18 protein-coding genes are annotated in these 23,305 nt (G+C 74.5%); 5 read left to right on the forward strand and 13 right to left on the reverse strand.

Annotated features, from left to right (window positions below; translation table 11 throughout):
- The first annotated feature begins 64 nt into the window (after nt 1-64).
- Together JOL79_RS35405 and JOL79_RS12925 are read left to right on the forward strand one after the other, a co-directional pair.
- Nucleotides 65-1,633 (forward strand): DNA-3-methyladenine glycosylase 2 family protein, encoded by a 1,569-nt coding sequence (locus JOL79_RS35405; protein ID WP_210156031.1) that lies wholly within the window; start codon nt 65-67, stop codon nt 1,631-1,633.
- A gap of 7 nt (nt 1,634-1,640) precedes the next feature.
- Nucleotides 1,641-2,150 (forward strand): methylated-DNA--[protein]-cysteine S-methyltransferase, encoded by a 510-nt coding sequence (locus JOL79_RS12925; RefSeq protein WP_307848506.1) that lies wholly within the window; start codon nt 1,641-1,643, stop codon nt 2,148-2,150.
- Nucleotides 2,151-2,162: 12 nt separating this feature from the next.
- Here JOL79_RS12925 and JOL79_RS12930 read toward each other — a convergent pair whose 3' ends face one another.
- Genes JOL79_RS12930 through JOL79_RS12985 form a run of 12 tightly spaced genes read right to left on the reverse strand, consistent with a single transcriptional unit; the run spans nt 2,163 to nt 13,482 of the window.
- On the reverse strand, nt 2,163-3,194 hold the full coding sequence (locus tag JOL79_RS12930) for a hypothetical protein (protein WP_230984721.1): 1,032 nt from the start codon (nt 3,192-3,194) through the stop codon (nt 2,163-2,165).
- Nucleotides 3,191-3,871 carry a hypothetical protein gene (locus tag JOL79_RS12935; RefSeq protein ID WP_210156032.1) on the reverse strand — a complete coding sequence of 227 codons (681 nt, stop codon included), beginning with the start codon at nt 3,869-3,871 and terminating at the stop codon, nt 3,191-3,193. Before JOL79_RS12935 ends, JOL79_RS12930 begins: the two co-directional genes overlap by 4 nt.
- A gap of 12 nt (nt 3,872-3,883) precedes the next feature.
- The gene (locus JOL79_RS12940; protein WP_230984808.1) at nt 3,884-6,985 is read right to left on the reverse strand and encodes a hypothetical protein; all 3,102 of its coding nucleotides are present in this window, start codon (nt 6,983-6,985) and stop codon (nt 3,884-3,886) included.
- Nucleotides 6,982-7,452: a pilus assembly protein TadG-related protein gene (locus tag JOL79_RS12945; RefSeq protein WP_230984722.1), complete on the reverse strand. Its 471-nt coding sequence runs from the start codon at nt 7,450-7,452 to the stop codon at nt 6,982-6,984. The genes JOL79_RS12940 and JOL79_RS12945 overlap by 4 nt, the downstream gene beginning before the upstream one ends.
- Nucleotides 7,449-7,913: a TadE family protein gene (locus tag JOL79_RS12950; RefSeq protein WP_307848507.1), complete on the reverse strand. Its 465-nt coding sequence runs from the start codon at nt 7,911-7,913 to the stop codon at nt 7,449-7,451. Before JOL79_RS12950 ends, JOL79_RS12945 begins: the two co-directional genes overlap by 4 nt.
- Nucleotides 7,910-8,395, reverse strand: a complete 486-nt coding sequence (locus JOL79_RS12955; RefSeq protein ID WP_307848508.1) for a TadE/TadG family type IV pilus assembly protein — start codon at nt 8,393-8,395, stop codon at nt 7,910-7,912. Before JOL79_RS12955 ends, JOL79_RS12950 begins: the two co-directional genes overlap by 4 nt.
- Nucleotides 8,392-8,661, reverse strand: coding sequence for a hypothetical protein (locus JOL79_RS12960; protein WP_210156033.1), 270 nt, complete (start codon nt 8,659-8,661; stop codon nt 8,392-8,394). Before JOL79_RS12960 ends, JOL79_RS12955 begins: the two co-directional genes overlap by 4 nt.
- Nucleotides 8,661-9,614, reverse strand: coding sequence for a type II secretion system F family protein (locus tag JOL79_RS12965; RefSeq protein WP_210156034.1), 954 nt, complete (start codon nt 9,612-9,614; stop codon nt 8,661-8,663). The genes JOL79_RS12960 and JOL79_RS12965 overlap by 1 nt, the downstream gene beginning before the upstream one ends.
- Nucleotides 9,611-10,585 (reverse strand): type II secretion system F family protein, encoded by a 975-nt coding sequence (locus JOL79_RS12970; protein ID WP_210156035.1) that lies wholly within the window; start codon nt 10,583-10,585, stop codon nt 9,611-9,613. The genes JOL79_RS12965 and JOL79_RS12970 overlap by 4 nt, the downstream gene beginning before the upstream one ends.
- A gap of 41 nt (nt 10,586-10,626) precedes the next feature.
- Nucleotides 10,627-11,946 carry a TadA family conjugal transfer-associated ATPase gene (locus tag JOL79_RS12975; protein ID WP_307848509.1) on the reverse strand — a complete coding sequence of 440 codons (1,320 nt, stop codon included), beginning with the start codon at nt 11,944-11,946 and terminating at the stop codon, nt 10,627-10,629.
- A complete protein-coding gene (locus JOL79_RS12980) occupies nt 11,943-12,785 on the reverse strand; it encodes a CpaE/TadZ family protein (RefSeq protein ID WP_230984723.1) in 843 nt (280 codons plus the stop codon). The genes JOL79_RS12975 and JOL79_RS12980 overlap by 4 nt, the downstream gene beginning before the upstream one ends.
- A 1-nt stretch (nt 12,786) precedes the next feature.
- Nucleotides 12,787-13,482, reverse strand: a complete 696-nt coding sequence (locus tag JOL79_RS12985) for a hypothetical protein (RefSeq protein WP_210156036.1) — start codon at nt 13,480-13,482, stop codon at nt 12,787-12,789.
- A 675-nt stretch (nt 13,483-14,157) separates the two neighbouring features.
- On the opposite strand from JOL79_RS12985, the gene JOL79_RS12990 reads away from it, so the two are divergent.
- Nucleotides 14,158-19,344 carry an FtsK/SpoIIIE domain-containing protein gene (locus JOL79_RS12990; RefSeq protein ID WP_210156037.1) on the forward strand — a complete coding sequence of 1,729 codons (5,187 nt, stop codon included), beginning with the start codon at nt 14,158-14,160 and terminating at the stop codon, nt 19,342-19,344.
- A 148-nt stretch (nt 19,345-19,492) separates the two neighbouring features.
- On the opposite strand, the gene JOL79_RS12995 is transcribed toward JOL79_RS12990, so the two are convergent.
- Nucleotides 19,493-19,765: a WXG100 family type VII secretion target gene (locus JOL79_RS12995; RefSeq protein ID WP_210156038.1), complete on the reverse strand. Its 273-nt coding sequence runs from the start codon at nt 19,763-19,765 to the stop codon at nt 19,493-19,495.
- A gap of 254 nt (nt 19,766-20,019) precedes the next feature.
- Here JOL79_RS12995 and JOL79_RS13000 point away from each other — a divergent pair, with 254 nt between their 5' ends.
- Nucleotides 20,020-21,771 carry an acetyl/propionyl/methylcrotonyl-CoA carboxylase subunit alpha gene (locus JOL79_RS13000; protein WP_210156039.1) on the forward strand — a complete coding sequence of 584 codons (1,752 nt, stop codon included), beginning with the start codon at nt 20,020-20,022 and terminating at the stop codon, nt 21,769-21,771.
- 131 nt (nt 21,772-21,902) lie between these two features.
- Complete coding sequence (locus JOL79_RS13005; RefSeq protein ID WP_210156335.1) at nt 21,903-23,303, forward strand: hypothetical protein; 1,401 nt, start codon at nt 21,903-21,905, stop codon at nt 23,301-23,303.
- Nucleotides 23,304-23,305: the final 2 nt, after the last annotated feature.

Consider the following 23,305-nt stretch of genomic DNA (forward strand, 5'->3'; position numbering starts at 1 on the left):
GGCCGGGCAGCGAGGTCCGATTTCCGCGTGTCCACCGCCACGACGTGTGCCTAGCATCGAACGCGTGACGACACGAGAGCTCGACTTCGACGCCTGCTACCTCGCCGTCAGCGCGCGTGACCCCCGCTTCGACGGACGGTTCTACACGGCCGTCAGCACGACCGGCATCTACTGCCGCCCCATCTGCCCGGCCCGCACCCCCGCCCGGACCAACGTCAGCTTCTACCGGTACGCCGCCGCCGCCGAGGCCGCCGGGTTCCGGCCCTGCCGCCGCTGCCGTCCCGAGGTCAGCCCCGGCGACCCCGGCTGGAACGTCCGCGCCGATCTCGTGGGACGCGCGCTGCGGCTGATCGACGACGGTGTCGCCGACGACGGCGGCGTCGCGGGCCTGGCCCGGCGGCTGCACGTCACCGAGCGGCACCTGCACCGGCTGTTCGTCGCCGAACTGGGCACCGGGCCGCTCGCCGTCGCCCGCACCCGTCGGCTGCTGCTGGCCAAGCGGCTGCTCACCGAGACGTCGCTGCCGATGGCCGACGTGGCCTTCGCCGCCGGGTTCGGCAGCGTCCGGCAGTTCAACGCGGCCATGAAGGAGTCGTACCGCTTCGCGCCGAGTGATCTGCGCAAGGCGGTCGGCCCGCTCGCCACGACGGAACCGCCCGCGGTGCTGACGCCGCTGGTCCTCCGGCTGGCGTACCGCCGCCCGTACGACGCCCAGTCGGTGCTGCGGTTCCTCGCGGCGCGGGCGATCCCCGGGGTGGAGGCCGTCACCTGGACGGCCGGGCCCACCCCGGAGGTGGCGGGCTACAGCCGGGCCGTCCCCGGCGGATGGATCACCCTCGCCCCGGCTCGCGACCACATCCGGCTCACCGTGCGCACCGACCAGACCCGGCAGCTGTCGCGGATCGTGTCCCGCTGCCGCCGCCTGCTCGACCTGGACGCCGATCCCGAGGCGATCACGTCGGCGCTCGGCTCGACCGCGCTGGCCCCCCTGGTCGAGGCCCGTCCGGGCCTGCGGGTGCCGGGCGCGTTCGACGGGCTGGAGATGGCGGTGCGGGCCGTCGTCGGACAGCAGATCTCGGTGGCCGGGGCCCGCACCCTCCTCGGCCGGATCACCGCAAGGACCGGCGTGCCGGTCCGCGACCTGCCCGAAGAGTCCGGGACGGACCGGCCCCAGACCGGCGAACCCCAGAGCGGCGAACCCCAGGCCGGTGACGCTGTGCCCGAGGTCGGCACACTCTTCCCCCCGGCCGACCGGCTGGCCGGGGCCGACCTCACCGGGCTGGGCCTGACCGGCCGCCGCACGGCCACGATCAGGGCCCTGGCCGAGGCCGTGGCGGACGGCCGGCTCGACCTCGACGGGGCCGAAGATCCGGCCGACACCCGGGCGAAGCTGCTCGACCTGCCCGGCATCGGCCCCTGGACCGCCGGATACATCGCGCTGCGGTCCCTGCGCGACCCCGACGCCTGGCCCGACAACGACCTCGTGCTCGACAAGACGATGGCCGATCTCGGCATCGCGCCACGGGAAGCGGAAGGGTGGCGGCCGTGGCGCGCCTACGCCGCCCTCCATCTGTGGAGCGCGAGCGCCGATCGCACCGCTGACCCCGTCCGCAATCACCGTCAAGGGAGGTAGCGGCCTCGTGGCCGCGCCCGGAATGATCGTTTCTCAGGTGCTGCCCACCCCGGTGGGCCCGCTCGCCCTGCTCACCCGTGACGGCGTCCTCGTCGCCGCCGGTTTCACCGCCGACCCCCGGGACATGTTCGTACGGCTCTCGCCCGCGCAGCGCGCCCTGCCGCTGCGCGAGGGCGACGTGGGAGACGCCGCCCACGCCGTGGAGGAGTATCTCGACGGCCGGGTGGACGCGCTCGACCGCGTGCCCGTCGAGCAGCCGGGCACCCCGACCCGGCATCGGCTCTACGAGGCGCTGCGCGGCGTGCCCGCCGGGACCACCGTGTCGTACGGCGACCTGGCCGAGAAGGCCGGCCTGCCGCGGACGGCGGCCCGCGCCGCGGGGTCGGCCTGCGCGCAGAACCTGATCGCGCCGTTCGTGCCGTGCCACCGCGTGCTGCCGTCGTCGGGAGGCTACGGCGGTTACTACTACGGCACGCCCGTCAAGGAGTGGCTGCTCGCCCACGAGTCGCATGCCTGACGCGGGGCCTGATCACGGCTGGACGACGCTCTGCACCTCCCCGACCGGGACGTCCCTGGTCGCCGAGGCCTGCACCGGCGCGTAGTTGGGGTCGTAGACGAAGGGCGCGACCGCCCCTCCGCCGAGGTTGTTTCCCTGGCCGGTCACCGGCCACACGGTCGTCACCGTGAGGTGATAGACCGGCGGCTGCAGATCGGCGGAGGAGCGCAGGTATTTGACCCCGCACTGGAAGTCCGTGCTGCCCTTGACGTACGGATGGCCGGTGGTGCCGCAGTTTGTGCGTACCTCGGCCCTGGTGTCGTCCTTGGTGCCAGGATCGATCTTGATGCTGCCGAGCGTCGCGGTCACCGTCGCCGACATGACCCCCGGCAGGGTGGCGGTGACCGAGCGGGTGGTCGCCCCGACGCCCTCCAGCCAGACCCAGGTCGGGAGATTGACGTAGCTCTTGGCGTCCGGGCTCAGCTTGATCGTGGGCTCCGGCACGGTCAGCGCGGCCCGGGCGATGTCCATGAGCTCCTGCATGGTGATCCCGGCGGGCGGGGTCTGCCCCTGCGGCACCCAGACGGCTCCCTGCAGGCCGGTCCAGCACGACATGCCGTTCGGATCGGCCGCGTTGTAGGCGGGCGTCCACCACCGGCCCTGCTCGCCGACCTTGTCCTCGAACTGTTTGATGGACTTCTGGTAGTCCTCTTCGGTCTTGCCGGGGTTCACGTGGAACCACCAGGCCCGTACGTCCTGCTGGCTTTTGAGCATGTCCTCCGCGGACTTGCCCGGCTCATACCAGCAGGGCCGTTTGACCCGGTAGCCGTCGCTCTTCGCCCCGACTCCGCTGCCCGAAACGACGATGGAGGAGTTCTGCAGCCGCACCCCGACGGTGCGGCCGTACTGGAATCCCTCGCCCTGCGGCCCGCCCGGGTTGGGCGCCGCCGCGACGGACAGCAGCCCGCCCGCCACCAGCCCGCCCGCCAGGGCGACCGGTGCCAGGCTCGAACGGCGGCGGGCCCGCGGCCGTCGCGGCCGGGGCGCTGACCCATGCGTGTTCATCGGACGCACTCCTTCGCGCGCTCGTCGGGATAGGCGGCGTGCCGCAACAGCTTCACCCGCCAGGTGCCGTCGTCGCCCCGCCGCACTCCGGCGGCCTGGAAGTAGGTGGATTTCGGGGGCTTCGTCCAGTCGGGCTGACGGGCGACCGGCGTCCCCTTCTCGTCGGTGACCCGGACCCCCGACTCGTCGACGCAGCCGTCGACCTCCGCTCCCGGCCCGCTCACCGAGGCCACCCGCAGGGCGTAGAGCCGGGCGACGCCGCGCGCCGACAGGCCCTCGCCGACGAAGCCGTTGACCCAGGTGTAGGCGTCCCGGCTGGCCGGTTCCTCCACGCCGTCCAGGTAGGACGTGTCAGCGCCGAGGGTGCCGACGGCGCGCCACTGACGGGTGTAGACGTCGCCGAACGCCTTGATGATCGCGGCCTGGCCCGGCTCGGGCACCGCCGGCCACTCGACCTGCACCCGCAGCCCCGGCGCCACCGTGGTCGTCGCGACGGTCGGTACCGGCGCGGCCGCCGCCTCTCCTGCCGCGCCACCGGCCCTGTCACCGGCCGCCGCGCCGGCGGGGGTGAACTCGCGCTCCGGAGCGGTGGAGCACGCGGCGGCCAGCGCCGTACAGGCCGCGACGGCGACCATGGTGATCGCCGCAGTGGCCGCCGCCCTGGCTGTGTCACGCATCGGCCCCTCCGATCAGGCGAGACGAGAGGTTCTCAGGTCGGGTGAGTCGGCCTGGCGCCAGTCGGGCAGCAGCTCGTCCATGAGCGCCTCCGTCTCCGGCGCCATGCCGCCGCCGTACGGATGGGAGGCGGCCCGGCGGCGCAGGCCGTCGACTACGGCGCGGAGCCGGGCCGGGTCGCCGGTGGCGTGGGCCGCGCGGAGCAGATCGCGCCACAGCCCCTCGTCGTCGGCCGCGAGCAGCAGCCCGGCCCGCGCCGCGGCGACCGCCCCGTGCGGGTCGGAGCGCGCCAGCCGGATCTCGCACAGGGCGTGCGCCGCGTCCGCGACCCACGCCGTCACGTCGTACTCCAGGGGATCGGCCGCGAGCCATGCGTACCTGTGGGGCGGCCGGCCCGTGAGCAGCGGCCCGCGCACCAGCCGCAGCGCCCGGTCGAGCAGGTCGGCCTCGGTCTCGGTGCCCCGGTCCGCCGCCGCGCGGCGGACCAGCTCCTGGAACAGCCGCCAGTCGGTACGGATCCCGGGGCCGAGCCGCAGCCGGCCGTCGCCGTCCACGAGAAGGTGGGGACGGCCCTCGGGATCGGCGCCCAGCCATTCGGCGACCCGGCCGATCGTGGCGTCGCGCACCGCCGCCTGGACGCCGCGCGGCCACAGCACGCCTCCGAGCACGACGGGATGGACGCCCTCCGGGTGGGTGGCCAGGTAGACGACCAGCTCGTGGGCGAGCGCGGCCCGGCCCTCCTCCAGCGGGGCCACCGGGGTGATCTCGATCGGCCCGAGGACGCCCACCTCGATCGACGGCGGCTCGTCCGGCAGGGGCTCGACCGGGGTGAGCGGCTCGCCCTCGGCCGATCCCGCCGTGCGGAACAGATTGATCACGGCGTTGTAGTGGCGGCGCGGCAGCAGGTGGGCCTCGACGTCGAAGCCGAGGGAGTCGAGGCGGGCGTGTCCGTCCTCGCCGATCTCCCATGTCCAGGTGGCGTGCGGCGGGCCCGCGATCACGAACCCGCTCGCCGTCCGCCTGCCCTTGCCGAGCAGGGCCAGGCGCCGCGCCTCGTCCGCGTCCGGCTGGATCGCCGACAGCAGGAAGTGCGGCGTGTACGCGGGGTCGGCCACCCGGCCGTGGACCCGCCCGGTGAGGACGTCGTCGCCCGGGGCCTGCCGGGCGCGCTCCTCGAACTCGGGCAGCGCCTCCGCCAGGCTGCCGGCCACCGTGATCCGCTCGGGGGCGAGCAGCGCCAGCTCGTCGCCGAAGCCGACGAGGGTGATCCACATGTCATCCGACCAGCGGTTCGTGGCCAGCTCGACCGCCAGGGCCGACAGCGCGGCGACCGGCTGCGTGCCGGTCATGCCGATCACGCCGTGCGCTGCCTCCAGGTCGACCAGCACCCGCCCGCCCCGCGCGCTGCCCAGCGACACCAGGCCCGGGTACGGCGCGGGGACCCCGGCCAGGTCGTGCTCGTCGATCCGGCGGCCCTCGTGGGCGGGCAGCCGCCAGAGCTGGCCGTCGTCCCACGCCTCCCAGGGCTCGGGGACGTTCTCGTCCGGCGGGTGGACCCACAGGTCGAGGCCCTGCTCGGACAGGTGCGCGGCGTAGACGGTCGGCAGGCGCGCGCCGCGCTCGGTCAGCCTCATGGCCAGCAGCCGCAGGCCGAGATCGAGCATCCGGCTGCCGGGAGCGTCCGCGCCCAGGCGGATCGCCACCTCGGCCTGCGCCGCGTCGCCCCGTGGGCGGGCGATCCGCCGGCCGAACGCCCGCCGCCAAAGCTGCTCGCGCCGCCGGCGGCCGAGCAGGGCGAGCAGTCCGGCCGAGGCGAGGGTGGCGCCGGCCAGGTAGTCGAGGAGGCCCGCCCCGGCCTCGTGGTCCTGCGCCTGGGTGGTCATCGCCGGAGTGGCCGTCCGCTCGGACGGAGCGAGAGGCGGGGAGACCGGCCGCGAGACAGGTGGTGAGACAGCCGGCGAGACCGGCTCGGCGGGGGGCCCGGCGTGCCGTCCCCGCCCGGATCCCTGCCCAGGCCCCTGCTCGGCGTCGTGGGCCCGATCGTGCGCCGGACGCCCTGTAGGCCCCTGTGTGGGCTCGAGCGCGCGCTCATCGGCGGGCGGTGCCCCGGAGTCGGGCAGCGAGATGTCCCCGGGATCGGGCGCCGTGCCGGGCCGGGCGCCCGGCCCGGCCGTCGCGCCGCCGCCAGCACCGCCGCCAGCACCGCCGCCTGGGTGGTCCGCCCGGGGGCCGTCGTGGTGTGACCCGTCCAGGTGGGTGCCGCCGTCCAGCTCGGCGGGCGCGCCGCGGTGCTCCGAAAGGATCTCGGGACGCCCCTCCTCGACGGGGACGACGTGGACGTTCCTGGCGTCGTCCGGCATGTCCAGCACCCATCCGGGGCGGATGAGGTCGGCCATGTGCAGGCGGCTGCCGTCGGGCTGTTCCTTGTGCTGGTTCAGCCGGTAGATCTCGGGATAGCGCCGCCCGTCGCCCAGGCACTTCTCGGCGATCTCCCACAGGCTCTCGTGGTGACGGCCGTGGGGCGGCTGCACCACGTAGACCTTCTTGACCTCACGCGCGTGCAGGGACGGCCGGTCCGTCTCCGTCGCGACGGGAGCCGACAGGGCGGCGACCTGCGGCCGGATCGGCGCCGGAGCGCCGGCCCGGACGAGCGGCACCGCCACCGCGGCCGCGGTGAACAGCAGCAGCACGGCGGAGACCAGCCGGTTCGCCAGGGCCTGGGTGCCGCCGGAGAGCGGGACGCGCGCGGGCATGCCCACCCGGCGCAGACCCGCGTAGACCTCGACCACCACGCAGAGGAACAGCTGGAGCCAGGCCAGCCAGACGAGCAGCACCAGTATCGAGACGATCGTCTCCGGCCCGACCCGGCTGGTGAACACGCCGGAGTTGAGCAGGTCGCCGCTCAGGGGCGGCCCGGCCAGCCGGATCAGCGCGTACGGCACGCCACCGACGAGGCCGACCAGCGCGATCAGCGCCCCGATCCCGGCGAAGACGTCGCCGGCCGACCGCTTGGGCCGGACCCGGGCGGGCAGTGGCTCCCGCCACCGCTCCGGCGGCCGGCCGCCGTCGGACGGGATCGGGGTGCCGGGGCGCGACCGCCCCGGGTCGCGGCTCACGCGTCCCCCGCGTCCGGTGCGGCGGTGGCCGTGGCCGTCATCTCCGACCCGCCGAAGCCGAGAACGGCCAGGAAGAAGGCGTTCCAGCGGACGGCGACGCCGACCGTCACGTCGGCGTTCCCGGGATCGCACGACGTCATCCGCGCGCCCTCCACCTCCTGCGCTTGGACGATCTCCTGAGCGCGGTCGCAGGACCCGCCGCCGGTCATCGGCCGCACCTGGCCGGTCGCCCGCAGCACCTCCGTGTCGATCTGGTCGGCCGCGGCCCGCGCGGCCTGCTCGGCGATGTCGGCGGCCTTGAGCCTGGCGTTGATCGCGGCGCCGCCGTCCACCAGCAGCCCGGCCAGCAGGAACACCACGCCCGAGAAGAGCACCACGAAGACGGACATCGAGCCGGTGTCGGCCCGATGTTCGCCCCGGCGTCCGGGCCGCCCGGCGGCGCGTCCGAGGATCGGCGACGTGGTCATTGGCCGCCTCCCGACTCCTGGACGATCCGGCGTAACTGCTCCAGGGGCACGACCGCGCTGCCCGACATCGTCTTGGCCCCGCCGAAGCCCAGGAACCCGAGGTCGAGGTCGCAGGTCACGGTGGCCTTGACGTAACCGCCGGCCTCCCATTTGGAGCCGGCCGTACTGGTCTGGGGCGCGCACTCGCTCGACAGCGCGTCCTGCGCGGCCTCGGTGGCGGCGGCCTCGGCGTCCGGCAGGGTCCGCTCGATGGACGCGGCCCTGGCCGCGTCCCTGGCGGCGCCGTTCACCTCTCCCTGCGCCTCCACGATGCGGCCGGCGCCCACGAGGAACATCAGGAACAGCAGGAAGACCGGGGCGAGCATGACCGTCTCGGCCGTCATCGAGCCGCGGTCGCCCGGGGAAGCCGTCCGGCGCGGAGCCCGCCGGGACGGGGTACGGAGCCGGCTGGGACGGATCACTCGCAGTCCTCCCCGTCGCCGACGTCCGGCCGGAAGCACTCCACGGGGCCGCCGAAACGCGCGGTGATCGTGAAGGTCATCGACGGCAGCAGCGGCACCACCTGCACGGCGCTCCCGGTGATCTCGACGCCGCGCCGGCCGTCGCTCTCCCATGCCGTGGCCTTGGCGTTCTGCAGCAGTTCGGGGCCGACCGCCTGGATGATCTGCTGTGCCTTCGACTCCGCGGCGCCCTGCCAGTCGCCCGACTCCCCGGCGGCGCGGGCCACTCGGGCCCCCTCCCGCGCGGCGGCGTCGGCCACCTGACGGCCGTGGAACCAGAGCGTCACCTGGACGATCAGCAGCACGATCGCCAGCACGACCGGCATGAGCATGGCCAGCTCGATGACGGTGGCGCCGCGGTCGCCGCGCCGGCCGGACCCGGCGGCGGAGGGCCGGGCACCGGCCGGCCGCCGGCGGGGCGGGGCGACGGCGACCGGTGTCACTGGTCCCCGCCGCCGCCCAGGCCGCCGCCGTCGCCCGCACCACCGGCGCCACCGGCCCCTCCACCACCGCCGCCGAAGTTGGACTGGATCTCGCTCTGCTTCTGCGTGACGAGGGTTTTGATGAGCGTCGCGAGCCCGAGTGCGACTCCGGCGATGATCGCTGTGATGATCACCCATTCGACGGCCGAGGCGCCGCGCGAGGGAGCGTTCCTGGCACGGTCGATCCGGACGTAGAGGACGGCGACCAGGTAGTCGAACCAGAGCATCAGGACCCCAACATCTTCATGGCTGCCGGATAACTGAGGAAGATCACGAAGCCCGCGCACAGCAGGAGCTGCGCGACCAGCATCGACTGGGACCGCTCCCCCGCCTTGCCCTCGACCTCGGCGAGCTCGCGGCGGCGGAGGGTGGCCGCCCGGGCGGTGAGCGACGCCCGGATCTTGGCCCCGTCGTCGGCGACGAGACCGAGGGCCGCCGACAGGTCGCGCAGCTCGTCGACGTTGATCTCGTCGCCGAGCTGGCCCAGGGCCTGCCAGGGCGTGATGCCGACGATGCGCGCGTTCGCGAGTGCCTCGCGGATGCGCTCCATCGCCCAGTTGGACCCGGCCGGCGGGCCGGAACCGTTGACCGGCGCGCCGGGGCCGCCCACCGATACGGCCATCAGCAGCGCCTCGGGGACGCCCCGGCCGCCGGCCAGGTTCATGGCCACGAGGTCGAGGAAGGCGCCGACGGCGTGCCGGAAGTCGCGGCGCCGCACCGCCGCGTCGCGCCTGATCTGCAGATCGGGCAGGAGGAAGAAGACCACGCAGACGACGAGAGACGACCAGAGCGGCACCTGAACGGAGACGCCCCAGCCCATCAGCGCGAGCCAGGCGACCAGGATGGGGAAGGCCAGCAGCCCCGAGGTGGCCAGCAGCGCCTTCGTCGCCAGGAATCCCTCGAACGACTTGCCCAGCAGGGCGAGGTCGGCCCGCAGTGAGCCGGCCTCCCAGCCGCGGGCCGCGTAGAACGCGGCCACCCGGAGGCCGAGCCGCTGCCGGAAGGGACTGACGTGCTCCTCGGGCGCGATCAGGGGCGCCCTTGGCGCGTCGGCGCCGTCCCTGGCGAGGTCGAGCGCGGCCAGCCGGGCGAGCAGGCCGGGCCGTGGCGGGAACAACGCCCGGAGCAGGAGGAAGACCCCCATGCCGAGGACGCTCCCCGCGAGCACCTCGTAGATCATCTGCCCTCCTCCCCGACTCGTGCGGCGGCGGCCGTATTGGAAGCCGGGGTGTGAGCCGTCGTGTGTGCCGTCGTGGACGCGTCGGCGGGGCCGGGAGTCCCGGCCGGGCGGTGGTAGGGCGCGAGGATGCGGGCCGGTTTGTCGAACCGGGCGAGCCGCCGCATCCAGGCGAAGCCCGCGCCGAACAGCCCCGCGACCACCACCAGCACGGCCTGGCCGAGCAGCGAGTCGTACTCCTCGACGTACGAGCGGTTGAACACGACCAGGAGACCGGCGAACGTGAGGGCGGTGCCGACGACGATCTGCACGCTCTTGCGGGTCGACCTGCGCTCGGCCTCCACCCGTCGCCGCATGTCGAGCTCCTCGCGGGCCGAAACGGCGAGGGCGGACAGCACGTCGCGCAGGCCGGGCCCGCGCAGCCGCGAGTTGAGGATGAGCGCGGCCACCACCAGGTCGGCCGAGGTGTCGTCGAGCTCGTCGGCGAACATGCGCAGGGCGTCCGCCAGCGGCATCCGCGTGTGCAGCCGGTCGACGAGCGCCCGCAGGTGCGGTCTGAGCATGGGGGCGGCTGCCCGGATCGACGACGGGATGGCCTGTTCCAGCCCGGCCGCGCCGGCGATCGTGTCGCGCAGCGACTCCGTCCACGCGGCGAGCCCCTCCAGCCGCCGCATCGCGGCCCGCTCCTCGGCGGCCCCGCCGGTGAGACCGCGCCAGGCAAGGACAAGCAGCACCGATCCCACCGCGATGACGGGCCAGCCCGTGACCGCCAGCACGACCACCCCGGTGACGGCGGCCACGGCCGACCTGGTCGACAGGGTGCGCAGCAGTCGTCTGCGCCTGGCGGTGCCGTCAGGACCGGCGGGGCGCTGCGGCAGGCCGTACAGGGCCAGGCCGAACGCGAACAGGCCGCCACCGACGGCGGCGCCGGACAGCAGCACGAGCGGGTCGATCGTTCCAGGGGGGAGCGGCATTCACGACCTCCCCGGACCGGCGGCGACGCGGGGCGGGGCGCTCATCGCCACGCCCCCGGCGCCGGGTCGTAGCCGTACGCGGCGAGCTCCTCGATGCAGGAGATCGGCGCGTGCGGCACGGCGCGGTCGCCCGCCTGGACGAACACCTCCGACGACAGCACGCGCCCGTCGCAGCCGGTGACCTCGCGCACGCTGGACACGAAGCGGCGCAGGGTGCCGCCGCGGTGGTAGTCGTTGCGCTTCTCGACGAAGACGACGAAGTCGATGGCCCCCGCGATCAGCATGTGGGTGGCCTCGATCGGCAGCCGTTCCTCCGCCTGCAGGGCGTAGGTGGCGATGCGGTTGAAGACCTCCATGCTGGAGTTGGCGTGGATGGTCGACAGCGACCCGTCGTTGCCCTGCGTCATCGCGTTCAGCATGGTGACGATCTCGTCGCCGAGCACCTCGCCGACGATCACGCGGGACGGGTTCATCCGCAGCGAGCGGCGCACCAGCTCCGCCATGGAGATCTCGCCCTGCCCCTCGGAGTTGGGCAGGCGCTGCTCGAAGGCCACGACGTTGGGATGCAGCTCGGCGAACTGGTCGAGCCCGAGCTCCAGGGCGCGTTCGACGGTGATGAGCCGCTCGGTCGGAGGGATCTCGTTGGCCAGGGCCCGCAGCAGGGTGGTCTTCCCGGCGTTGGTCGATCCCGCGATCATGATGTTCTTGCGCGCCGCCACGGCCGCCGAAAGGAACCGGCCGAGGTCGGGCGTGAGGGTGCCGTTGCCGATCAGGTCGGTGAGGAAGACCTTGCCGAGCCGGGCGCGGCGGATCGAGACGGCGGGGCGGACGGTGACGTCCATGACGGCCGACAGCCGGGAGCCGTCCGGCAGGCGCAGGTCGAGCTGGGGGTTGGCGGTGTCGAACGGGCGCGACGACAGGCCCGAGTAGGCGGCGAGGATCTGGATCAGCTCGATGAGCTCCTCGTCCGACTCGGCCACGGGATCGTGCATGAGCTCCTGGCCGTCCGCGTAGCTGACGAAGACGCGGTCGCAGCCGTTGATGTCGATGTTCTCGACCTCGGTGTCGTCGAGCAGCGGCTGGAGGCGGCCCACGCCGAAGAGCGCGGCGTGGATGCCCGCCGCGAGCGCCTCCTCCTCCTCGGCCGTGGGCGGGGTGCGGCCCAGCCCGATCTCGCCGCGCGCGAACTCCTCCAGGACCTGGGCGATCAGCGCGCGGGCGAACTGCCGTTCGTCCTCGCCCGTCATCGGCGGCACGCCGGACGCCTGGTCGAGCCTGCGCTGGTGGGCCAGCCGATCGCCGACCTCCTGCCGGAACCGTTTCACCAGGCCGTGGTCGATCGGCCTCCGCTGGGCGTTCACGGCCGCACCCCGCTCGACGGTTCCTGCGGCCGGCGGACGGGCCCGGTCCGGTCGCCCGCCGCGTCTCCGGCCGTGTGTCCTGCCGTGTGTCCGGCGGCGTCACCCGCCGCGGTGCCGGTCACCTGTGCGGCCAGCCGGCCGGCCAGCTCACGCGCCGTCCTGATCAGCAGGCTGCGGTCGAGCCGGCCGCCCCACTGGCCGCGCAGCAGCTCCGCGCCCTTCGGATCGTGCGCCAGGCCGCCCACGAACGCCACGTCCCAGCCCGCGACGATCCGCCTGACCTCGTCCAGCGAGGACCGGTACGACCGGGGGTCGGCGATGACCACCACGCCCACCCGCCGGTTGAGCAGGCTCAGCCGCTCCCGTAAGTGGGCCACGTGATCGAGGCTGGGCCGGGTGAAGAGGACCACCTGGTCCGCCTCGGCGAGGAGGTCGTTGATCTGGGGATGCTGGCCGAGCCTGCCGCAGTCGGCGAGCACGTCGGCCTCGGGCAGCGCGGCGAGCGTCCGGCCGAGCGGCCCCCACAGCCAGGTGAGACCCGCCGCCTGCTCGCCGTTGACCAGGCCGAGCAGCACGTCGAGGCCGCCCACGAGCTTCTGGCTGTGCTCGTGGATCTGCTCGGGCCGCAGGCCGCGCCGGGCGACGGCGCCGAGGCTGAGCAGCCCCCTGCCGGGGTTGAGCATTCCCCCGTCGGCGCCCGGGAGCCGGTAGGCGAGGTCGCCGCCGGACGGGTCGCACTCGGCCAGCAGCACGGGACGCGGCCACACGGCTCCGAGCGCGGTCGCCGCGGTGGTGACTCCGGGCGCCCCCTTGTCGGCGGCGAGGACGATGAGGGCCACGTCAGCCGGCCCCGGGCAGCTCGACGAGGGCGATCTCCCCACTGGACGCGTACAGGGCGACCGTGGGAGCGACGGACGTGTCGACGATCACCGAGACGAGCCCGCTGCTCCCGGTCCGCCCCGGCAGGCCCACCCCGGCGACCCGGGCCGCGGGGGCGAGCACCCGCTGCTGCGCCGACCCCGAGTCGCGCCCCTGGGCCGGCACGTAGATCACCTGCACCAGATCGCCCTTGACGAGGTCGGTGGGCATCTGCCCGGCCTTCAGCGCGAGCCCCACCTTGGCCTTGCCGGGCCCGGCCTCGTCGCCGCGGGCCGTCACCATCTGCTCGGTCAGCAGCGTGCCGGGCAACAGGGTCACGGCGGCGTACGTCCGGGTGACGCGGTCGCTGTAACGCCAGGCGACGTAGCCGATCCCGGTGTCCGCGATCTCGACCTCCCTGAGCGCGCTCTTCGGGACCGGCTGCCCGGCGTTCACCTGCTCGACGATCTGTACGGCGGACACGCGGTCGCCGCTGCGCATGACGAGAAGCGTGGTGGCCAGCGCCCCGCCCAGGATCAGCAGGACGGCGAGCGCGGCCAGCGCGGGTTTGCGCTCTCTCGGCGGCACGGGCAGCTTGCGGGAGGCGGGGCCCGACAGGCCCGGCCGCTCGGCGGCGGGTGCGCGGCCGTCCTGCGACGGCTTCTCGCTGATCCTCATGGGTGGGGGACTCCCAGGGATGATCGAGCCCATTGTTTCGGGCCGCACCAATGTGTTTACGGTCCTGCGGTTCTCTCCGAATTCATCACATTATGGGCAGCTTCCACGCTCCGTGGAGCCTGGAAGCGGCGACCCATGCTTATCCGTTAGGAATACGCCTGTCAACGGCAGTGGATCTATCGCCATTTTGCCGGATCGCTTTCCGGACAGGATATTTCATGCTAATAGGGGAATCACTTTTCTCTCACTGGTCACATCGTTCACAAGCGTCCTGACTTTGCGGTCCGCTCGGAACTCCGCCGCCCTGCAGGGAGGTCACATCTCCACCCGGCATCCCATGCGCCCCTGCGGGCACGAACCGACCCGGCCTTGACCGATTACGGAAACACCGGGCTGGGTACGCGGGACATGGCTTAATCTGTCCCCCCGGAGCGTCCACACGAGAACATCTCGGACAAAACACCCCGATGGCCTCGCTCTATCCCGAGGCCCCATCCCGAGAAGATCTTCACGGCGCGAGCCGGGGATGAAACGCTTTCGAGGAGTTCGAGGCGTTCGACGAGAACGTCACCATCCGAGGACCTCGCCGGGAGGGCCTCGCGACAATAGCGGCGGAATCCGGCCGGGCCCGCGTCACCGCGGCGCCCGCGGGCCCCGCCGACCGGGAGCCTAGGCATGCGGATGACGCTCACCGTGGTGGCCGAGCACGGCCGGCGCGACGTGGTGGTCGAGGGCGACGAGGCGGTCACCGTCGCCGGTCTCGCCGCCGCGCTCGACCGCTCCTCCGGCCGCCCCGCCAACGTCGTGCGACTGCCCCGCGCGCGGGCGCCGTACGACCTGGACCGGGGACAGGACGGGCGGCGGGCCGCGGCCCGCGGGGCCGTGCTCTGGCTGGACGGACGGCCGCTCGACCCGGACGCGGCGGCGTTCGGCCTGCTCCGCGACGGCGACATCGTCGCGCTCGACGGCCGGGCGGCCGCGGCGACGCTGACCGAGGAGCCGGGTGGCCTGGCCGAGCTGCGGGTCGTCGGCGGCCCCGGCGCGGGCGCGGTGCACCGGCTCGGGGTGGGCGCCCACACCGTCGGGTCGGATCCGGCCTGCGCGGTCGCCGTGCCCGACCCACGGATGCCGCCGCTCGTCGCGGTGATCAGGGTCGCGCCCGAGGGGCTGACCGTGGAGCCGGCCGGGGCCACGTCGCGGCCGGACGCCGCGGCGCGCGGCCCGATCGCCCGGCGCCGCCGCAGGAAGACCCCGCCGGGCGACGGCACGGATGCCTCAGGCGACATCTCCGGCGCTGTGTCCGGCGCCGTCTCCGGCCCGGCGGCCGCCCGCCTGGACGGCGAGCCGCTGACCGGCCCCGCGCCATGGCGGCCGGGCGGCATGCTCGCCTGCGGCGGCACCGTCCTGTCGGCCGGCCCGGTGCGGCCGCCGGACGCGCATCTCGACCCGCTGCCCGGCGGCGGGCTCGCCTACAACCGGCCGCCCCGGCTGCAGCCGCCCGAGCGCCACCGGCGGATCGTGGTGCCCGCCGAACCCAAGCGCGGCGAGGGAATGCGGCTGCAACTGCTCGCCGCGCTGCTCCCGGCCGTCCTCGGCGTCGTCATGGCCCTGACCTTCCACAACTGGTACTTCCTGCTGGTCGCCTTCATGACGCCGCTCATCATGATCGGCCAGTGGGCCGGGGACCGCAGGCACGGCCGGAAGAAGCACCGCCAGGCCGTCCGCGCGTACCGCGAACGGCTCGCGGCGTACGAGAACCAGGTCGCCCGCGCGGTCGAGGAGGACGAGGCGGCGCGGCGCGCCGGGGCGCCCGACCCGGCCGAGGTGCTGCTCACCGCCACCGGGCCGCGCCGGAGGCTGTGGGAGCGCCGCGTCCACGACCGCGACGCGCTGCGGCTGCGCATCGGGCTCGCCGACCTCCCCGCCGACCTCCAGTTCGAGCCGGAGGCGGGCGCTCCCGCCCAGACGCCCCTGCCCGACGCGCCCACCTGCAGGGACGTGCCGGTCGCCCTGGTCATGCGCCGTCTCGGCGTCGCGGGCGTCACCGGGCCGCGCCGGACGGCGCTGGGCGTCGCCCGCTGGCTCGTGGGTCAGGCCGCGGCCCTGCACAGCCCCCGCGACCTCGCCATCGTCGTGCTGACCGCGGGCCAGGACGGCGCCGGGCCGTGGGGCTGGATCCGCTGGCTGCCCCACTGCGCGCCGGACACGGCGGCCCGCGGCGGCCCGGTCTCCGCCGACTGCGCGGTCCTCGTCGGGGCCGATCCGGAGTCGGCCGCCCGCCGGGTCGCCGAGCTCGCGGCGCTGATCACCGCCCGGCTCGACACCGAGGGCGGCGACGGGCCGTACGCCGGGGTGCTGCGCGGCGCACGGCTCGCGGGCGGCCCCGCGGGCTGGGACGACCTCGGCCGTTCCGGCCAGCCCGCCGAGCCCGCCTTCGCCGCCTACGACGAGCGCCCGTACGACGTCCTCGTGGTCCTCGACGGCGCCCAGGCGCTGCGCGGCCTGCCGGGCATGCCGCAGGTGCTCAGGCAGGGCCCGCGCGCCGGTGTCTACACGATCGCGATCGACGACGACGAGCGGCTGCTGCCCGAGGAGTGCGCGACGGTCGTCTCGTGCGCGGCCGACGGCACCGTACGGCTCCACGGCGGCGGCCTCGACCCGATCGGCGGCATCCGCGGCGACCAGGTGTCGCCGGCCTGGGCCGAACGGCTGTCCCGGGCCCTCGCCCCGCTGCGCGACGTGAGCAGGGACGACCCCACGACCGCCCTGCCCGACGCCGTACGGCTGCTCGACCTGCTCGGACCGGGCGCCGCGCCGCCGGGCCCCGCCGACATCGCCAAGCGGTGGGGCCGCTCGACCCGGGCGGTCATCGGCGTCGGGCCCGAGGGTCCGTTCGAGATCGACCTCAGCCGCGACGGGCCGCACGCGCTCGTGGCCGGCACCACCGGAGCGGGCAAGTCGGAGCTGCTCCAGACGCTGATCAGCTCACTGGCCGTGGCGAACCGGCCGGACGAGATGACGTTCGTGCTGATCGACTACAAGGGCGGGGCCGCCTTCAAGGAGTGCGTACGGCTCCCGCACACGGCCGGCATGGTGAGCGACCTGGACGGCCACCTGACCCAGCGCGCCCTGTCGTCCCTGGCGGCCGAGATCCGGCGCAGGGAGCGCCTGCTCCTGCGGGCGGGCGCCAAGGACATCGAGGAATACCAGCGGCTGCGCTCGCGCGACTCGACCTGGGTCCTCGGGGCCGGAGGCGTCAGGCGATCGCGCGGCCACGGGATCTTCGGCGCGCCGGTGCCCGCCGACCGCGCCGCCACCTCCGCCTCCGCCACAGTGCCGGAAGACGCCACAGTGCCAGGAGACGGCGCAGTGCCGCGAGACGGCGCGGGAGGGGAGCGGCCGGGCGCCGAGCTGTCGCCGCTGCCGAGACTCGTGCTCATCATCGACGAGTTCGCGGCGCTCGTCGCCGAGCTGCCCGACTTCGTCGACGGCCTGGTCGACATCGCCCGCCGGGGCCGCTCGCTCGGCATCCATCTGATCCTCGCGACCCAGCGGCCCGGCGGCGTCGTCACGGCCGACATCCAGGCCAACACCTCGCTGCGGATCGCCCTGCGGGTGACGGACGCCCACGAGTCGGCCGACGTGATCGACGGGCCGGAGGCCGCGCACATCTCCCGCACCACGCCGGGCCGCTGCTACGTGCGGGCCGGCTCGGGCTCGCCGGTCGCCGTCCAGACGGCCAGGATCGGCGGGCGCACGCCGGTCGCGCGCGGCGGCGACGGCCCCGACGGCGAGGAGGTGCGGGTGATCGACCTGCCCTGGCCCGCGCTCGGCCGCCCGCTCGCCGCTCCCGCCGCCGAGGCCGGCGACCACACCGACCTCGCCCTCCTGGTCGACGCGATCCGCGCGGCGGCGCGGGACGTCCCCCGGCCGCGCAGCCCCTGGCTGCCGCCGCTCACCGGCCGGGTCGTCCTCCCCGGTCCCGGGCCGTACGGCGGGGCGGCGGAGAGCGCGTTCGGGTCCGCCTCGGGGAGCGCGGACGGCGGCGCGGACGGCCGCGCGGACGGCAACGCCCCGCGGGCGGCCCGGCCGTACCGCCCGGGGGCCGAGGAAGTGCCGCCGCTGCCGTTCGGGCTGGTGGACCTGCCCTGGGAGCAGGACAGGCGGCCGCTCGTCCTCGACCTCCGGCACGGCGGTCATCTGCTCCTCGCGGGCGGCGCGCGCAGCGGGCGGTCCACGGCCCTGCGGACCGTCGCCGGGTCGATCGCCGCCTGGGCCTCGCCCGAAGACGTCCACATCCACGCCGTCGACTGCGGCTCCGGGGCGCTGCTGCCGCTCATGGGCCTGCCCCACTGCGGTGCCGTCGTCACCCGCGACCAGCTCGACCGGGTGGAACGGCTGCTGACCCGGCTGCGCGCGGAGGTGGGACGCCGCCAGCAACTGCTGGCCGAGGCCGGATTCGCGTCCCTGGCCGAGGCGCGCGCCGCCGCCAGGGCCCGCCGGTCGTCCGGCCCCGGCGGGCCTGAGGCCGGGCGGCTGCCCTGGATGGTGCTCATGGTGGACCGCTGGGAGGGCTACGTCGCGGCGTTCGAAAACTACGACTACGGCCGGCTGGTCGACGCGCTCATGCAACTCCTGCGCGAGGGCCCGGCCGTCGGGCTCCGCGCGATCGTCACCGCGGACCGGTCGGGGCTGCTCGGGCAGATCTCCACGGTCTTCGACGACCGCCTGGTGCTGAAGCTGGCCGACCCGGCCGACTACGGCCTCGCCGGGCTGCCCGTCCGCAACCTGCCGACCGCCATGCCGCCGGGACGGGCCCTGTCGGTCGGCGAACAGGGCCTGGTGGAGAGCCAGATCGCGCTGCTGTGCGACGACCCGTCCGGCCCCGCCCAGGTGGCCGTGCTGCAGGAGCTCGGCCGTACGGCCGCCGGCAGGTTCCCCGGCGACGGGTTTCCCGGCGACAAGCTCTCCGGAGACCGACTTTCCGGCGAGGCCGCCGGCCGGGGCTGGGTCTGGGCCTCCCCGCCTCCGCTGCGCGTGGACGCCCTGCCAATGCGGATCACCGCGGACCAGGCACTCGGCCTCGATCCGTCGTTCGAGCCGCCGTCGCCGCTGTGGGCGCTGTTCGGCGCGGGTGGCGACTCGCTGGCTCCGCTGGGCGTCGACCTGCAGGGACAGGGACCGGCCGCGGTGGTCGCCGGGCCGCCCCGCTCGGGCCGGTCGTCGTGCCTGCTGACGGCCGCCCGCTCGCTGCTGCGCCGCGGCACACCCGTCCTGGTCGTGACGCCGCGCCGCAGCCCGCTGCGCGAACTCGCCGGGGCCCCGGGCGTGCTCGCCGTACTGGACGGCAACGCCGGTCACGTGGCCGGCGGCGCCCACGACCCCGCCGCCCCCGCCGCTCCCGGTGCCCAGGACCCTGGCCAAGACCCGGCTTTCCAGGACCCCGGTTTCCAGGACCCCGGTTACCAGGACCACCTCGGTGCGCAGGCTCCCGGCGTGGCCGATCCGCTCGCGCTGGTGGCCGGCCGGGACAGGTACGTCGTGATCGTCGACGACGCCGAACTGATCTCCCCCGACTCGTCGCTCGGCCAGGCCCTCGACGAGATCCTGCGCACCGGCAGGGACGGCGATCACGGCATGCTCGTCGCCGGGGCCACGGGCGACCTGGCCACCGCCTACCGGGGTTTCGTGGCCGAGGCCCGCAAGGGCCGGACCGGCCTGCTGCTGTCGGTGCAGAGCCCCTCCGACGGCGACCTCTTCACGGTACGGCTCCCCCGCGGCGCGGTCGGCGGCCCGCCTGGACGCGGCCTGCTGGTCGTCTCCGGCGCCGTCACGCCGATCCAGACGGCCGTGCCGGAGTAGCTCATGCCGGAGTAGCTCATGCCGGACATCCACCGCAGGACTGACACCGTGCGAACGGCGAGGCCGCCCGGCCCCGGAGGGCGGGCGGCCTCGGCGTCGTGACCCTGCTCGTGCCCGGCCGGCCTGTCGCCGGCCTGCGGTCCGGCCCCTACCGGGTGGCGGACTCGATGTTGCCGCGGTACGTGGTGATGACCCGGGACGCCTCGCTGAGCTCCTCCGACATGCGCTGGAACGCGGTCCGGTAGTTCTGCCACGCGTCGTGGAAGCGCTGTGCGCCGGGACCGGTCCAGGCGGTGCCGACCTTGGCCGCCTCACGGTCGAGGCTCGCCATGGTGGCACGGACCTGGTCCGCCTGCTGGCTGAACTGCGCGGCCATGCTCTGCATCTCCGCGGGGTCGCCGCCGAGCAAGCTGTTACTCATACAGTCACTCCTTTATCGACAGAGGGGCCGCCCTCACCGTAAAACTCCTGTCAACGGTGTGAAGGCTTTATGCCGAGCGGCTATGGGCCGATAGGTGGGATGTCCGTGACGTCCTCACCCGGCGGAGGCGGACAGACCGGCGCCGCCGGGGCCCTCGGTGCCTCCCCCGCCCGGTCGGGGGCCAGATGTCCGCTTGGGCCCGTCCGCTTACACTCCTGGGAGGCTCGGCAGCACCGGAGGAAGGAGCCCCACCCGTGCAGAAGGTCCTGATCGCCAACCGCGGGGAGATCGCCGTACGCGTCGCCCGTGCCTGCGCGGACGCCGGGCTCGCGAGCGTCGCCGTCTACGCCGACCAGGACCTGGACGCGCTGCACGTCAGGATGGCCGACGAGGCCCGCGCCCTGGGCGGACTGACCCCGGCCGAGACCTACCTCGACATCGCCAAGATCATCGCGGTGGCGGAGGAGACGGGAGCCGACGCCGTTCACCCCGGTTACGGCTTCCTGGCCGAGAACGCCGAATTCGCCCGCGCCGTCGAGGAGGCCGGGCTGATCTGGATCGGCCCGCCGCCCGCGGCGATCATGGCGCTCGGCGACAAGGTACAGGCCCGGCACATCGCGCAGCGCGTGGGCGCTCCGCTGGTCGCCGGCACGCCCGACCCGGTGGCGGGCGCCGACGAGGTGGTCGCCTTCGCCCGGGAGCACGGCCTGCCGATCGCCATCAAGGCGGCGTTCGGCGGCGGCGGGCGCGGCCTCAAGGTGGCCCGCACCATGGAGGAGATCCCGGATCTCTACGAGTCGGCCGTCCGCGAGGCGGTGGCCGCCTTCGGGCGCGGCGAGTGCTTCGTGGAGCGCTACCTCGACCGGCCCCGGCACGTGGAGACGCAGTGCCTGGCCGACCGGCACGGGAACGTCGTGGTCGTCAGCACCCGCGACTGCTCGCTCCAGCGGCGGCACCAGAAGCTCGTCGAGGAGGCGCCCGCGCCGTTCCTGACCGACGAGCAGCGCGACCTGCTCTACTCCTCGTCCAAGGCCATCCTCCGCGAGGCCGGGTACGTCGGCGCGGGCACCTGTGAGTTCCTGGTCGGGCAGGACGGCACCGTCTCGTTCCTTGAGGTCAACACCAGGCTCCAGGTGGAGCACCCGGTCAGCGAGGAGGTCGCCGGCGTCGACCTCGTCCGGGAGATGTTCCGCATCGCGGACGGCGAGCCCATCGCCTACGACGATCCGCCGCTGCGCGGCCACTCCATCGAGTTCAGGATCAACGCGGAGGACCCCGGCCGCGGCTTCCTGCCCGCTCCCGGCACGCTCACCTCGATGCGGCTCCCCACGGGCCCCGGCGTACGGGTCGACTCCGGCTACGAGACGGGCATGAGCGTGCCGCAGGCGTTCGACTCGCTGATTGCCAAGCTCGTCGTGACCGGCGCCTCCCGCCGGCAGGCGCTGGAGCGGTCGCGCCGGGCGCTCGCCGAGTTCGAGATCGGCGGCATGCCGACCGTGCTGCCGTTCCACCGGGCGGTCGTCGACGACCCGGCCTTCACCGGGGAGCCGTTCTCGGTCCACACCCGGTGGATCGAGACCGAGTTCGCGGGCGGCATCCCGCCGTACGAGGGGGACGTGGCCCAGTCCGAACCCGCCGAGCGGGAGCGGATCACCGTCGAGGTGGGCGGCAAGCGCCTGGAGGTCGTACTGCCCGCCGGGCTCGGGGCGGCGGCCCCGCGCGCCGCCGAGGCGAGGACGGCGCCGCGGCGCGGCGGAGCGGGCCGGTCGCGGCAGGCGGCCGTCGGCGGCGACTCCCTGGTCAGTCCCATGCAGGGCACGATCGTGAAGGTCGTCGCCTCGGACGGGGACACGGTCGCCGCCGGCGACGTCGTGGTCGTCCTGGAGGCGATGAAGATGGAACAACCGCTGACAGCCCACAAGGCCGGCACGGTCACCGGCCTGGCCGCCGCCGTCGGCCAGCCGGTCACGGCGGGCGCCGTGATCTGCGAGATCAAGGACGCCTGAGCCCGCGGCCCGCGCGAGTCGCGGCCATGAGCCGGAATGAGCTGTCGCGGGCTGGATACGGTGACGGCTGAGAGGAACATTCGCGCACCGCCGTTCGTCCTTGAGGGCGAAGGAGGCTTGAAGCCGTGACCATGACAAAACCGCTGAGCCGCGTCGGAGCCGTTCTGGCGGCGCTGTTCGCCGGTCTCTTCGCGGTGGCCGCGTTCTCCCCGGCCGCCCTGGCCGCCGCGCCACCCGACCCCACCGTGCTCGTCGGGCACTGGAAGAACAGCAAGGACCCGCTCTACGTGCAGGGCGGATCGCCGCTCTCCTCGGGACAGCAGAACGAGATCCGCACCGCCCTGAAGGACTCCAAGGCGGACGTCTACGTGGCCGCGCTACCCGAGGGCACGGTGACCAGGGCCAACGTGGCGACCTATCTGCCGCAGGTGCTGGCCGCGCTCGACACCGCCGGCAAGTCCAGCGCGACCGTCGCCGTGCTCGACGGGCGGACCCTGTTCGCCGCCTCGGACGCGCTCCCCAAGAACGCGGCGGGCACGCTGGCCAAGCTGTCCACCAACGCCAACGACGACGTCGTCACCGGCATGCAGGACTTCGTCAACCGGGTGAACCTGGTGCGCGAGGGCGACTTCAACGGCGCCCGCAACCCGAAGCCGACGGTCGGCGGTGGCGGCGGAGGCGGCGTGCTGGTCGGCATTCTGGGCATCGCAGTCGTGGGAGGTGCCGGTTTGTGGATCTTCGCCCGCCGCAGCAGGCGGAAGCGCGAGGAGCGGGAGGCGGCCGAGCTCGCCGCCGTCAAGCACACGGTCGAGGAGGACGTCACCAAGTTCGGCGAGGAGATCACCGCGCTCGACCTGGACGTCAAGATGCTTCCGCAGGGCGAGACGGGTGGCGACTGGCAGCGAGCGCTCGACTCCTACGAGCGCGCCAAGACCGAGCTTGACGGGGTGCGCCGCCCGGACGACCTCCGTACGGTGACCTCCACCCTGGAGGACGGGCGGTACGCGCTGGCCTGCGTGAAGGCCCGGGTGAACCACCAGCCGCTGCCCGAGCGGCTGCCCCCGTGCTTCTTCAACCCGCAGCACGGGCCGTCGGTCCGCACCGTCCGGTGGGCGCCGCCCGGCGGCGCCGTCCGTGACGTCCCCGCGTGCGCGGCCGACGCCGACGCCGTGGAGCGCGGGTTCGACCCGCAGATGCGCGAAGTCGTGGTCAACGGCCAGCGGCGGCCCTACTGGGACGCGGGACCGATGTACCAGCCCTACGCGTACGGCTACTACGGCGGCTTCGGCGGCGACCTGCTGACCGGCATGCTCGTCGGCACCATGCTCGGCGGCGCGTTCGGCGGCTGGGGCGGCGGCTACGGCTACGGCGCCGGATACGACTCCGGCTACCAGGAGGGCCTGCAGGACGCCGGCGGCGGCTGGGGCGGCGGCGGAGACTTCGGTGGCGGAGGCGACTTCGGCGGCGGAGGCGGCGGAGACTGGGGTGGGGGTGACTTCGGCGGCGGCGACTTCGGCGGAGGCGACTGGTAACC

It is taken from the genome of Microbispora oryzae (assembly GCF_017896165.1).
Lineage (GTDB): Bacteria > Actinomycetota > Actinomycetes > Streptosporangiales > Streptosporangiaceae > Microbispora > Microbispora oryzae.